Origin of the sequence: Kitasatospora arboriphila (assembly GCF_039528095.1) — a bacterium.
Lineage (GTDB): Bacteria > Actinomycetota > Actinomycetes > Streptomycetales > Streptomycetaceae > Kitasatospora > Kitasatospora arboriphila.
In genome coordinates this window covers 3,856-16,199 of sequence record NZ_BAAALD010000033.1, presented here as the reverse complement: position 1 = coordinate 16,199, position 12,344 = coordinate 3,856, and the positions used below count along the sequence as shown (strand labels likewise).

Annotated in this window: 10 protein-coding genes; 6 read left to right on the top strand and 4 right to left on the bottom strand. The window is 75.4% G+C overall.

Going from position 1 to position 12,344, the window contains the following annotated elements; genetic code table 11:
• A partial coding sequence (locus ABD353_RS18355) for an AAA family ATPase (protein WP_344624702.1) occupies positions 1-1,846 on the bottom strand: 1,846 nt, incomplete at its 3' end.
• 257 nt (positions 1,847-2,103) lie between these two features.
• Here ABD353_RS18355 and ABD353_RS18350 point away from each other — a divergent pair.
• The 3 genes from ABD353_RS18350 (at position 2,104) to ABD353_RS18340 (ending at position 5,471) form a co-directional block, all read left to right on the top strand.
• Positions 2,104-2,775, top strand: coding sequence for an esterase/lipase family protein (locus ABD353_RS18350; RefSeq protein WP_344624701.1), 672 nt, complete (start codon positions 2,104-2,106; stop codon positions 2,773-2,775).
• Positions 2,776-2,886: 111 nt separating this feature from the next.
• Positions 2,887-4,128, top strand: a complete 1,242-nt coding sequence (locus ABD353_RS18345; RefSeq protein ID WP_344624700.1) for an FUSC family protein — start codon at positions 2,887-2,889, stop codon at positions 4,126-4,128.
• A 233-nt stretch (positions 4,129-4,361) separates the two neighbouring features.
• Positions 4,362-5,471 carry a glycoside hydrolase family 19 protein gene (locus tag ABD353_RS18340; protein ID WP_425555185.1) on the top strand — a complete coding sequence of 370 codons (1,110 nt, stop codon included), beginning with the start codon at positions 4,362-4,364 and terminating at the stop codon, positions 5,469-5,471.
• Positions 5,472-5,548: 77 nt separating this feature from the next.
• On the opposite strand, the gene ABD353_RS18335 is transcribed toward ABD353_RS18340, so the two are convergent.
• Together ABD353_RS18335 and ABD353_RS18330 are read right to left on the bottom strand one after the other, a co-directional pair.
• Complete coding sequence (locus ABD353_RS18335) at positions 5,549-6,391, bottom strand: DUF4097 family beta strand repeat-containing protein (protein WP_344624699.1); 843 nt, start codon at positions 6,389-6,391, stop codon at positions 5,549-5,551.
• A 116-nt stretch (positions 6,392-6,507) separates the two neighbouring features.
• Positions 6,508-7,026, bottom strand: coding sequence for a toxin-antitoxin system HicB family antitoxin (locus ABD353_RS18330; protein WP_344624698.1), 519 nt, complete (start codon positions 7,024-7,026; stop codon positions 6,508-6,510).
• A 274-nt stretch (positions 7,027-7,300) separates the two neighbouring features.
• Between ABD353_RS18330 and ABD353_RS18325 the strand changes: the two genes are divergently transcribed.
• Positions 7,301-8,404: a PQQ-dependent sugar dehydrogenase gene (locus ABD353_RS18325; protein WP_344624697.1), complete on the top strand. Its 1,104-nt coding sequence runs from the start codon at positions 7,301-7,303 to the stop codon at positions 8,402-8,404.
• A gap of 83 nt (positions 8,405-8,487) precedes the next feature.
• Positions 8,488-9,339, top strand: coding sequence for an alpha/beta fold hydrolase (locus ABD353_RS18320; RefSeq protein ID WP_344624696.1), 852 nt, complete (start codon positions 8,488-8,490; stop codon positions 9,337-9,339).
• Here the strand turns inward: ABD353_RS18320 and ABD353_RS18315 are convergent.
• The gene (locus ABD353_RS18315; RefSeq protein WP_344624695.1) at positions 9,324-10,901 is read right to left on the bottom strand and encodes a glycoside hydrolase family 43 protein; all 1,578 of its coding nucleotides are present in this window, start codon (positions 10,899-10,901) and stop codon (positions 9,324-9,326) included. The genes ABD353_RS18320 and ABD353_RS18315 overlap by 16 nt on opposite strands.
• Positions 10,902-11,158: 257 nt before the next feature.
• On the opposite strand from ABD353_RS18315, the gene ABD353_RS18310 reads away from it, so the two are divergent.
• On the top strand, positions 11,159-12,256 hold the full coding sequence (locus ABD353_RS18310; protein WP_344624694.1) for a class I SAM-dependent methyltransferase: 1,098 nt from the start codon (positions 11,159-11,161) through the stop codon (positions 12,254-12,256).
• Positions 12,257-12,344: the final 88 nt, after the last annotated feature.

Genomic DNA, 12,344 nt, shown 5'->3' with positions numbered 1-12,344 from the left:
GCCCGCCCGCCGCACCCCCGAGGGCGGCGGCCGCGGCGAGCGCCTGGGCGGCGGCCGCGGAGCCGTTCTCCACCGTGCTCTCCGTTTCGTGTTCCGGGGCCGCGTCCGCGACCGTGCGGCGCAGCGCGGGGATGCCCCGGCTGTAGTGCCGGTCGAAGGCGGCGGCGGTGCGGCAGGCGCTGGGCAGCAACACCGCCGGGACGGCCGTCGCCCCCGTGCCGACTGTGCCGGGTTGCGGCAGCAGGGCGGCGGTCTCGGCGCGGCAGCCCGCCAGGTCGCCCGCCGCCCAGGCGGCCTCGGCCGCATGCCGGCGGGCGTCGAGGGCGAGGTCGGGGTCGGCGGGGGAGAGCAGGCCGGCGGCGAGGGCGAGGGTGGCACGCGCCTGCGCGGCGGAGCCCTCGGCGAGTTCGACCAGGCCGGTGGTCCGGGTGGCGCGGCCGGTGGTGGGGCGGTCGGCGGGCAGACGGCGGGCCCGGTCGAGCAGCTGCCTGGCGAGGCCGGTCCGTCCGGCGAGCCAGGCCTGTTCGGCGGCGCGCGCGTACCGGTCCGCCGCGAGCGCGGACTGCGGGCCGAGTTCGGCGGCGAGCGCGAGGAGGGCGGCGAGCCCGCCGGGCAGAACGGTGACCCCGGCGTCCGGGGCGGAGGCGTGCCGGGCGGCTGCGGCCAGCGCGTCGGCGGCCGCGGGGTCGGGGGCGGGCGCGGCGGAGGCGGTGTGCCAGAGGTGGACCAGGTGCGGGCCGGTGCCGGCGGTGTCCGCGGCGAGCCGGCGGTGGGCCGCCCGGCGGTCGGCGGCCGAGGCCCGCTGGCGGACGGCGACCGGCCAGAGCGGATCGGTGAACCGCGGGCCGTCCGGGTGCTCGGCGACGATGCCGGCCCGCGCGGCCACCGTCAGGCCTTCCGGCCCGGTGCGTTCCGGCCCGGCCTCTCCCTGCCCGGTGGCCGACGGCAGGCGGGGTTCGCCCGGCCAGAATTCGGCGGCCTCCTCGGCGACGGCCAGGGTGAGCAGTCGGGCCTGCTCCGCGGTGGGCAGTAGCGCGAGTCGGCCGGTGTAGCGCCGCAGCAGCACGGTGGCGGGCAGCGGGGCGGGCAGTGCCTCCAGCCCGGAGAGCTGCGGCGGGGTGAGTGCGGCGAGCAGTTCGGCGAGCATGCCGGGGCGGCCGTGTGCGGCGTCCACCAGTGCCGCCAGGACGGCCGGGGCGACCGGGCCCGGGGCGGTGTCGCTCACGAGCTCCGCCGCGGCGGAGTCCGTCAGCGGGCCGAGTGCGAGGTGCGGCAGCCCGGCGAAGTGGTCGGCCGGGGCGGGCCGGCCGCTCGCGTCCGGCCGGTCGGGTGCGGTGCCGTGGTGGGTGTCGGCCGTGAGCAGCAGGGCGGCCGGGCAGTGCGGGCCGAGGCGGCGGGCGGCCAGGCCGAGGACGGTGCGGGAGGGGGCGTCCCAGTGCTGGACGTCGTCGACGACGAGCAGCAGGGGGCGGTGGCGGGCCGCCGCGCCCAGCAGGTCGAGCAGGCACCGGGCGAGGTCGGCCGCGGAGTCGGGCACGCGGGCCTGCGGTGCCGCCGGGTGCGTGGCCGCGGCCCCGAGCACGGCGGGGACGGCGGGCGTTCCGGGGGCGGTGAGCCGGGCGGTGAGGAGGGTGAGCGCCGCGTACGGCAGGCCCGTCTCGGCCGCGTGGCCCGGCGCGGTGACCACCCGCCCGCCGGCGGCGGCCATCGCCCGTGCGGCGCGGTGGGCGAGCGCGCTGCGGCCGCCGCCGGGCGGGGCGGTGACCAGCAGGCAGCCGCCCGTCCGGGCGAGGGCGCGGTCGAGCAGGGCGTCCAGCGCCCGGGGTCCGGGATCGCGTCCGTGCAACGGTCTGCCCTCTCTGGCCCGGCGGCGGTCGGTCGGTGCTGCCAGCGCAGCAGAGCGCCCGGGCGCGGTCCAGGCGGTACGGCCGAAGGCTGTCGGGCTGCCCACCGGCCGGGGTGCGCGGCTGGGCGGGTGCACAAGGCGGTGTCCGGTTGCGGGCACCGGTGGTTCCACCGATTCGCGGCGGGGCCGGGGCTGCCCAGACTGTGGCCGCCCTGACGTCCGGTCAGGGTTCCCCCACCCACCCCCTGGAGGTAGGGATGCGCCGGATTCTCGGCTCCCTGTTCCTGTGCCTGGCGGCGGTCACCGCGTTCGTGGTGCCGTCCGGGTCGGCCCACGCGGCCGGCCACCGCCCGGTGATCTTCGTGCACGGCTACACCGGCAGTGCGTCCAACTGGACGACCGCGCTCTCGGTGTTCACGGCGGGCGGTTACGGCTCCTCCGAGCTGTACGCCTTCGAGTACGACTGGAACCAGTCCAACCAGACCAGTGCCGCGCAGCTCGCGGCCTACGTCGACCAGGTGCGCGCCAAGACCGGCGCCGCCCAGGTCGACCTGGTCAACCACTCGATGGGCGGCCTGGTCACCCGGTGGTACGTGAAGCAGCTCGGCGGCCACACCAAGGTCGCGCACTGGGCCTCGCTGGCGGGCGCCAACCACGGCACCACCTACGCCGCGAACTGCATCGCCTACCCGTCCTGCCAGGAGATGTACCCGGGCTCGTCCTTCCTCGCCACCCTCAACAGCGGTGACGAGACGCCCGGCAGCACGTCCTACCGCACCTGGTACTCGCCCTGCGACGGCGTCATCATCCCGTACACCAGCACCGCGGTCAGCGGCGCCACCAACACCCTGGTCGCCTGCCAGACCCACATCGGCTTCCTGACCGACCTGTCGGTGCTGGCGCAGGTGCGCGGATTCGTCTCGGCCTGACCCACGCGCAGCACGTCCCGCCCCTCCGGGTGCCGCGGCGCCGGCCACGGCACCCGGAGGGGTGCGCCGCGCCGTCCGGGTGCCGGGCGGCGCGGCGGGTACAAGGGAGTGATGCGCGATCTGTGGACCAGGACCAGGAGTGCCGCCCGCCGGTGGATCAAGGACCCGACCGTCGCCCTGTACCTGCGGGCGACGGTCGCCGCCACGCTCTCCTACGCCGTCGCCGTGCAGCTCAGTGCCGAGCCGGCCCCGCTCACCGCGCCGCTGACGGCCCTGCTGGTCGTCCAGGTCACCGTGTACTCGACCCTCAAGACGAGCATCCGCCGGGTCAACTCGGTCATCGTCGGCGTGCTCATCGCGATCGGCTTCAGCGCGGTGGTCGGCCTCTCCTGGTGGAGCCTCGGGCTGATCATCCTGGCCTCGCTGGTGGTGGGGCACTTCGTCCGGGTCGACGAGTTCGTCAACGAGGTCGCGATCAGCGCCATGCTGGTGCTCGGCGTCACCCGCCTCGCCTCGCAGGCCTGGGACCGCGTCCTGGAGACCATGATCGGCGCCGGGGTCGGCCTCGCCTTCAACTTCGTCTTCGCGCCGCCCGTCTGGGTCGACACCGCCGGCGAGTCCATCGAGGACCTCGCCCGCCGGGCCCGCCAGCTGCTGCTGGAGATCGCCGAGGAGCTCGGCGGTCCGGCACCGGTCGAGCAGGCGGCCGCCCGGCTGCACGAGGCCCGCCGGCTGGACCAGGCGATCGCCGACGTGGACGCCGCGCTGCGCCAGGCCGAGGACAGCCTGCGGCTCAATCCGAGGGTCAGCGAGGGACTGCTCTCGCGCATCGTGCTGCGCACAGGCCTGGACACGCTGGAGATCTGCGTGGTCGTCATCCGGGTGCTCACCCGCTCGCTCACCGACCTGGCCAAGCGCCGCAACGGCGACGAGCGGCTCTTCCCCTCCGACGTCACCGTCTCGCTGGGCGAGCTGCTGGAGCACGTCGGCGGCGCCCTGGTGAGCTTCGCCGTGCTGGTCACCACCCAGGTCAGCCGCAGCGCCGAGGAGGCCGAGGACCGCCTCACCGCCGAGCTCGCCGCCGCCTGGGCCGTCCGTGAGAACGTGGCGCACCAGCTGCTGCGCCACGTCCAGGAGGACCCGGAGGCCTGGCAGCTCTACGGGTCGGTGCTCGCCGAGATCGACCGGATGCTCGACGAGCTCGCCCTGGAGCACCGCTCGCGCCGTCTGATGGAGGAGCTCGACCGGGCGTCGATGGCCAACGCCGAACGGATGGACCGGCTCGGCCGGTTCGCGGGGCTGCGCCGCCTCGCCCGCGGCGAGCGCCGCCGGACGGCCGGCCGGAAGGCCTGAACCGGCGCCCGAGGGGTCGGGCCGCGCGCCTTGAGGAGTTCTTAGGGTTCCGTTGAACCTCCGCTCAGCCACGCCTTCTTGACAGGTATAGACCAGTTTGGTTGAGTCCTCGTCAACCCCGCAACGGCGGCCCGGCACCCCTCTTCCGACGGTGTCCGCAGGCCCGCGTGCGCGGTCCCCTCCGTCCTCGATCCCGTGCGGCCCCCACCGCACCAAGGGGTGATCACGTGTCAGTGAAGCACCGTCTTCCGGCCAAGCGCCGGTTCATCGCGGCCGCCGCCGCAGGCGCGGCCGCGATAGGCCTCGCCGTCCTGATTCCCACGTCCGCCTCGGCCGGCACCTGTGCCTCGGCGTGGAACTCCTCCTCCGTCTACACCGGGGGCATGTCCGCCTCCTACAGCGGCCACAACTGGACCGCCAAGTGGTGGACCCAGAACGAGACCCCCGGCGGCGCCTCCGGCGTCTGGGCCGACAACGGCGTCTGCGGCGGCGGTGGCGGCTCCACCCCGACCCCGACCGGCGGCGGCAGCTGCGACTACCCGGCCTGGGTGGCCGGCCGCACCTACACCACCGGCACGGTCGTCAAGTACTCCAACGGCAACCTGTACCGGGCCACCCACGACAACCCGGGCTACGACCCGACGATCTCCACCTGGTACTGGGAGCCGTACAACTGCTCCGGCGGCGGCAGCACGCCGACCCCGACCCAGACCTCGAACCCGGGCGGATTCCCGGTCAGCGAGGCGCAGTTCAACCAGATGTTCCCGAACCGGAACTCCTTCTACACCTACGCGGGCCTCAAGGCCGCGCTGAGCGCCTACCCGGCGTTCGCCAACACCGGCAGCGACACGGTGAAGAAGCAGGAGGCCGCAGCCTTCCTCGCCAACGTCAGCCACGAGACCGGCGGCCTGGTGTACGTGGTCGAGCAGAACACCGCCAACTACCCGCACTACTGCGACTCCTCGCAGCCGTACGGCTGCCCGGCCGGCCAGGCCGCGTACTACGGCCGCGGCCCGATCCAGCTCAGCTGGAACTTCAACTACAAGGCGGCCGGCGACGCCCTCGGCATCGACCTGCTGCACAACCCCAACCTGGTGCAGACCGACTCCTCCGTCGCCTGGAAGACCGGCCTCTGGTACTGGAACACCCAGTCCGGCCCCGGCACCATGACGCCGCACAACGCGATGGTGAACGGCGCCGGCTTCGGCGAGACCATCCGCAGCATCAACGGCAGCCTGGAGTGCAACGGCGGCAACCCGGCCCAGGTCCAGAGCCGGATCAACGCCTACCAGAGCTTCACCCAGATCCTCGGCACCGTCCCGGGCAACAACCTGAGCTGCTGATCCGCACGCAGACGTGACACGGGCGGGGGCCGTACGGCCCCCGCCCGTGTCACGTCCGTGCGTCCGTAGGGACTGGCTCAGGGGCGGGCGTGGCGGACGTCGATGTTGCCCCAGCGGGTCCGGGCCCGGACCTCGACGGTGTCCTCGGCCTCCTCCGGCGGCGTCGCGTCGGAGAGCGAGTTGCGGACCCGCCCGCGCTCGGAGCTGACGTCCAGCCAGGCGGCGGTGCCCTTGCGGATGCCGACCTCGATGGCGCCGTAGGCCGTCTCCAACTGGACGGCGCCGCTCGCGACCTCGGCGACCCGCAGGGTGCCGTGGGCGGTGGTGGCGGTGACCGGGCCCTCGGCCCGCGCGATGTCGATGTCGCCGTTGGCGCCGCTCACCCGCAGCTCGCCGAAGGCGGTGCCGACGGTCGTGCTGCCGTGCGAGTTCTTCAGCACGGCCGGTCCCTCGACCGTCCCGACGCGCACGCTGCCGGAGCTGGTGGTGATCTCGGCCGCGCCCTCGACCCGGTCGACGGTGATCGAGCCGTGCGAGGCGGTCAGCCTGAGCGGTCCGGTGGTGTCCAGGCGGACGTCGCCGGCGGAGGTCTTGACGCGGACCTCGCCGAGCCGGCCCTCGCCGAGCACCTGGGTCCAGGAGCCGGTCACGTCGACGTGCGAGCCGGCGGGCAGTTCGACCGTCACGTCGACGGCGCCGGTGGGCCCGATCAGTGCGCGCTGCTTCGTCCTGACGGTCAGGACGCCGCCGGCGAAGGTCACCTCGGCCTGCTCGGCGGCCCGCACGTCCCGGTCCTTCTTGGGGTCGAGGGGCAGCACCTCGACGACCGTCTCGGGACGGTCGCCCGCGGTCAGCCGAACGGAGCCGGCTGCCACGTGGGCGTGGGCGGAAATCGGTTCGGGAGTGTCGTACGAAGGCATGGCTGTCCCGTCCTCCTGGCTCGTCAGGACGTCCCCGCTGGTGGGACGCGGTCTGGGTGAAGTGGTGCGGGTGGAGTGGTGCGGGTGGGGTGCTGCGGGGCGGGGGTGGGGTGCGGTCAGCGCACCCAGCCCGTGAAGCTCTGCCCGACGCTGCGGGTCCTCTCCGCCGTGCGCGGCGGCGTGCCGCCGTCGAGCGCGGCCGAGACGGCCCGGACGAGCCAGGCGTTGACCGACAGGCCCTGGCGGGCCGCGGCCTCCTCGGCGCGCGCCTTGAGGTGGGCCGGCAGGCGCAGGTTGACCCGGGCGGTGCCGCCCTCGTCGCCGTCGGCGGGCGGCTGTGCCGCGAGCGGTTCGACGGGCGCGGAGGCCGGCTGCGCGGGGCCGCTGCCGGCGGGCGGCAGCGTCACCACGAAGTCCGGGTCCAGCCCGCGCAGCCGTACGTCGACCGAGCCGGGGGCGAGCTCGCGGGTGATCTCGTCCATCGCGGCGGAGAGCACGTTGAGCATGGTCAGGCGGGTCGCCGACTCCAGGGGGGCGGTGAGCCGCTCGGCCAGCTCGCGGGCCTGGTCGCCGCCGGCCTCGGCGGCCACCGCGAGTTCGCGCCGCAGGGAGTCGACATACGGAGTGAGGTCCATGACGCCATAGTGGCACCATCGTGGCTCCATGTGCAAGCCCTTCTGTCGTCACCTGGGGGGTCGGTCAGTGTGCGACCGCTCTGACCTGCGGGAACGAGGATGGCGCGAGCTGGGCGACGGTGGTGTCGCGCGGAGGTCGCGCCGCTTCCGCGATGCCAGTTTGATGCCACATGGTGCCATCCGGCGTCACGTGGGAGGTGGCGGCCCGGATGTGGTGAGCTGGAGGGGCTGCCCGGCGCGGGCCGGGCAGCCGTCGCCCCGCCGGGAGGCCCGCGTGAAGCCGCGCACCGTGACCGCACTCGCCCTGCTGCCCCTGCTCGGCGCGGCCCTCGCCGGCTGCGGCTCGTCCGCCCCGGCCGTCACCGCCACCGCCACCGCCACCGGCTCCGGCCCCGGGGCCTCGGGCAGTGCGGCCGCCACCACGGTCGCCGACCGGCTGAACACGCCGTGGGGCGTCGCCCGGCTGCCGGACGGCGCCCTGCTGGTCGGCTCCCGGGACACCGGGCGGATCCTGCGCATCGACCCGAGGACCGGCGCGCGCACCGACGTCGGGACCGTCCCCGGTGTGGACGCCTTCGTCGAGGGCGGACTGCTCGGCCTGGCCCTCGGCCCGAACGGCCGGCTGTACGCCTACTACACGGCCGCCGACGACAACCGGATCGTCAGCTTCGCCTACGACCCCTCGCGGCCGACCGGCGCGCAGCTGACCGACCCCGCAGCCGTGCTCGCCGGCATCCCCAAGGGCGACAACCACGACGGCGGCCGGATCGCCTTCGGCCCCGACGGCCTGCTCTACGTCGGCACCGGCGAGACCGGACGCTCCGAACTCGCCCAGGACCGCAACTCGCTCGGCGGCAAGATCCTGCGGATCACCCCCGACGGCGCACCCGCGCCCGGCAACCCCTTCCCCGGCTCCCCGGTGTACTCGCTCGGCCACCGCAACGTGCAGGGGCTCGCCTGGGACGCGCAGGGACGCCTGTGGGCCTCCGAGTTCGGCCAGAACACCTGGGACGAGCTCAACCTGATCGAGCCCGGCGCCAACTACGGCTGGCCGGTCGTCGAGGGGAAGGCCGGCCGGTCCAAGTACACCGACCCGGTCGTCCAGTGGCGGCCGGCCGACGCCTCGCCGAGCGGCATCGCCTACGCCGACGGCGCGATCTGGCTGGCCGGGCTGCGCGGCCAGCGCCTGTGGCGGATCCCGGTGAACGGCGACGGCACGGCGGGCACCCCCGCCGCCGTCCTCGACCACACCGACGGGCGGCTGCGGACGGTGGTCGCCGAGCCGGACGGCACGCTGCTCGTCACCACCAGCAACACCGACGGCCGGGGCGACCCGCGCCCGGGCGACGACCGGATCCTGCGGTACCGGCCGAGCTGACGCCGGTGCGCCCCGTCGCGGGCGCTGCGCCGGCCGCTCCGCCGCGGGACCATCGAGTGGGGGTCGCTGCGGGGAGGTGCCGCATGGAGGAACCGGCCACCCGGGTCGCGCACCTGCCGGGCGGGCCGGTTCTGCCGTACGCCGAGCAGGGAGATCCCTCCGGGACGCCGGTCGTCCTGGTGCACGCCGTCGGCGACTCCTGGCGCGCCTTCGGGCCGCTGATGGCCCGGCTGCCCGCGGCGCTGCACGTGTTCGCACCGAGCCAGCGCGGGCACGGCGGCGCCGACTGCCCGCCGGCGGGCTACCGGCCCGCGGACTTCGCGGCCGACCTCGCCGCCTTCCTCGACCTGCTGGGCATCGACCGGCCCGTGCTCGTCGGCGCGTCCAGTGCGGGTTTCACCGTCCGCCGGTACGCCGCCGAGCACCCGGAACGCGTCCGCGGGCTGGTCCTCCTCGGCACGCCCGCGCTGCTGGCCGACAAGCCGGAGGCCGTCGCCGTCCGGGACGCCGTCTGCCGGATGACCGACCCGCCGGACCCGGCCGCCGTCCGCGCGATGGTGGAGTCGATCGTCGCCCGGCCACTGCCGCCGGACTTCGCCGACCTGATGGTGCGGGAGGGGCTGCGGGTGCCGGCCCGGGTGTGGCGGGACACCGTCGACGGGCTGTTCGGCGAGACCGGCCTCGACGGTCTGGAGCGGATCACCGCGCCCGCCCTGCTGATCTGGGGCGACCGGGACGGGATCCTGCCGCGGGCCGACCAGGAGCGGCTGGCGGCCGCCCTGCCGCGCTCCGAGCTCCTCGTCCACGAGGGCTCGGGCCACGTCGTCCAGTGGGACGACCCCGGGCGCACCGCCGCCGACCTGGCCGAGTTCGTCGCGACCCGCTGCGGTGGCGGCGGCGGTGGCGGGGGCTGCGGCGGTCAGGCCCCGGCGTAGCGGAACCAGTCGAAGTCGGCCCGGGTGGCCGTCGGGTACGGCGCGGTGGCGTACAGGCCGAGGTGGCAGCCGGTGAACCCGCCCGCGTGCCGGCTGCTGAGGATGCGGCCGTCCACCGTGCCGAGCTCGGGGGCCGCGCCGTCGGCGGGCCCGCAGCGGAAGGTGTACTGCTGGCCGCGGGCGACCGCGCCCAGGACCAGCGGGCCCGAGGCGAGCGGCAGTTCGGCCCGGACGGTGTCCCGCCCGCCGTCCCGGACGGTCAGCCGGGCGACCCGGCCGCCCGTGCCGTCGCCGTCCACCAGCAGCCGGACGTGGTGGTCCGGGTCGTAGTACGCCACCAGGCCGGCCTGCTCGCCGGGTGCGGCCGGTGCGAAGTCGAGCGCCGCCTCGGCGGTGAAGTCGGCGTGCTGCTGGCGGCGGCCGACGAAGCTCGGCGTCACCCGTTCGGCGAGGGTCTGCGACAGCAGCCGCAGCCGCAGGTGGCCGGGGCGTTCGTCCAGACTGTGGAAGGCCGCCCGCGGGGTTCGCAACAGGCTCCAGTGCGGGCCCAGTTCCGGCGCGTCGAAGTGGTCGACCGGGCCGGGCTCCGGCCACGGGTGCGGCGGCAGCGCGATCCGGGTGGACTCCTCCAGCCGGCCGCTGCCGGGGTTGACCACCGGCCAGCCGTCCTCCCAGACGACCCGGGCGACGAAGGTCTCCCGGCCGAGGTTGGCGTGCCCGCCGCCGCCGTACGGCCGGGAGGCGAGCAGCAGCGCGTACCAGTCGCCGGCCGGGGTGCGGACGAGGTCGGCGTGCCCGGCGCCGGTGACGGGGTGCCAGATCCCGAGGTGGCGGTGGGTCAGCACCGGGTTGCGGGGGTTGTTCCGGTACGGCCCGGTGAGCCGGCGGCTGCGGGCGACGGTGACGGCGTGGTCGTGCTCGGTGCCGCCCTCGGCGAGCACCAGCACGTAGTGGTCCTCGTGCCGGTACAGGTGCGGGCCCTCGGCCCAGCGGGCGTCGACCAGGGCGCCGCGGAAGAGCACGTGCTCCTCGCCGGTGAGCACGCCCCGGTCGAGGTCGATGCCGCGCAGCCAGATCTCCGTCCGGCCCTCCTCGTCGGTCGGGCGGGTGCCGAGCAGGTGGGCGGAGCCGTCGTCGTCGAAGAAGAGCGACGGGTCGAAGCCGGGCGCCCCGGGCAGCCAGACCGGGTCCGACCAGGCGCCGGCCGGGTCGTCGGCGGTGAGCAGGAAGGTGCCGTCCTGCTGCAGCCCGTCGACCAGGGTGCACACCAGGTGGAAGCGGCCGCGGGCGTGGTGCAGCGAGGCGGCGTAGAGGCCGCCGGAGGGGCGGACGCCGTCCAGGGCGAGTTGCCCCGGGCGGTCCACGGCGTGCCCGATCGGCCGCCAGTGCGCCAAGTCCCGGCTGTGGAACAGCGGGAGGCCCGGGAAGTACTCGAAGGAGGAGGTGACCAGGTAGTAGTCCTCGCCGACCCGGCAGACCGACGGGTCGGGGTGGAAGCCGGGCAGGACGGGGTTGCGGGCGTCCTGGTGCGGCGGCGCGGCCCGGTCCACGGGTGCGGACATGGGTGCCTCCGAGAGCTCGGGTGGACGGCGGACGGGGACGGTGCCATGGGGGCATGGGGTCATGGGGTCATGGGTCGAAAAGTTTCGGAAATGTTTCCGATCGAACCGGTTCGACCGTACGGCGGCGGTTTCGCCGCAGTCAAGGCCCGCCGGGGCAGGACGGCCGGTCCCGGACGGAGGGCCGCCGGAGCCGGCCGAGCGTACGTTGGAGGTGCGGCACCGCTCGGCCCCGCCGCCCCGGTAGCAGGAGGTGCCCGATGGCCAGCCCGGAGAACGGCAGTCCGGAGAACGGCAGCGGGGAGCTCGACCCCATGAAGGCCGAGGCCTTCGCCGGCCGGATGGTCGACGTCCTCAACGGCGCCGCCCTCGCCCTGATGACCAGCGTCGGCCACCAGGCCGGCCTGTTCGATGCCATGGCCGGCTCCCCGCCCGCCACCAGCCCCGAGCTGGCCGCCCGCACCGCGCTCGACGAGCGCTACGTCCGCGAATGGCTCGGCGGCATGGTCGTCGGCGGCATCGTCGAGTACGACCCGGCCGACGGCACCTACCGGCTGCCGCCCGAACACGCCGCCTCGCTGACCGCGGCCGCCGGCCCCGACAACCTGGCCGGCATCATGCAGTACGTCGGACTGATGGGCGAGGTCGAACAGCAGGTCGTCGGCGCGTTCCGGCACGGCGGCGGTGTCCCCTACTCCGCCTACCCCCGCTTCCAGGCGCTGCAGGCCGAGGAGAGCGCCCGGGTCTACGACCTGGCCCTGGTGGACACCATCGTGCCCCTCGTCCCCGGCCTGACGGAGCGGCTGCGGGCCGGCATCGACGCGCTCGACGTCGGAACCGGCCAGGGCCACGCGCCCGTGGTCCTCGCCGCGGCCTTCCCCGAGAGCCGATTCCACGGCCTCGACCAGTCGGAGGAGGGCATCGCGGTCGGCCGCTCCCAGGCCGAACGCCGCGGCCTGGCCAACGTGACCCTCGCCGTCGGCGACTCCACCGGGATCGCCGGCACGTACGACCTGATCACCGCCTTCGACGTCATCCACGACCTCGCCGAACCGGCGGCCACCCTCGCCGCGATCGCCGCCGCGCTGCGCCCCGGCGGCACCTTCCTGATGGGCGACATCGCCGCGTCCAGCCGGCTGGAGGAGAACGTCGGGCACCCCTTCGGCCCGGCGCTCTACTGCTTCTCCGTCTTCTACTGCATGACCACCTCGCTCAGCACCGGCGGCGCCGGACTCGGCACCGTGTGGGGCGAGCAGACGGCCCGTCGGATGCTCGCCGAGGCCGGATTCGGCGAGGTCGAGGTGCGGTCGGTCGAGGGCGACCCGCTCAACGTCTACTACGTGGCCCGCAAGGACTGACGGCCCGTCCGATCCGGCCCGACTCCCCCGTGTGGCGGCGCGCCGCGCGGGCAGACGCCTCCCCGGGGCCGGCCGCCGCGGCGGGGCG

What these genes read in the sequence shown, in the direction of transcription:
- ABD353_RS18345 (WP_344624700.1), top strand. Translation starts at nt 2,887, where the DNA reads ATGCGCGATCTGTGGACCAGGACCAGGAGTGCCGCCCGCCGGTGGATC.
- ABD353_RS18335 (WP_344624699.1), bottom strand. Translation starts at nt 6,391, where the DNA reads ATGCCTTCGTACGACACTCCCGAACCGATTTCCGCCCACGCCCACGTG.
- ABD353_RS18315 (WP_344624695.1), bottom strand. Translation starts at nt 10,901, where the DNA reads ATGTCCGCACCCGTGGACCGGGCCGCGCCGCCGCACCAGGACGCCCGC.
- ABD353_RS18310 (WP_344624694.1), top strand. Translation starts at nt 11,159, where the DNA reads ATGGCCAGCCCGGAGAACGGCAGTCCGGAGAACGGCAGCGGGGAGCTC.
- ABD353_RS18320 (WP_344624696.1), top strand. Translation starts at nt 8,488, where the DNA reads ATGGAGGAACCGGCCACCCGGGTCGCGCACCTGCCGGGCGGGCCGGTT.
- ABD353_RS18330 (WP_344624698.1), bottom strand. Translation starts at nt 7,026, where the DNA reads ATGGACCTCACTCCGTATGTCGACTCCCTGCGGCGCGAACTCGCGGTG.
- ABD353_RS18350 (WP_344624701.1), top strand. Translation starts at nt 2,104, where the DNA reads ATGCGCCGGATTCTCGGCTCCCTGTTCCTGTGCCTGGCGGCGGTCACC.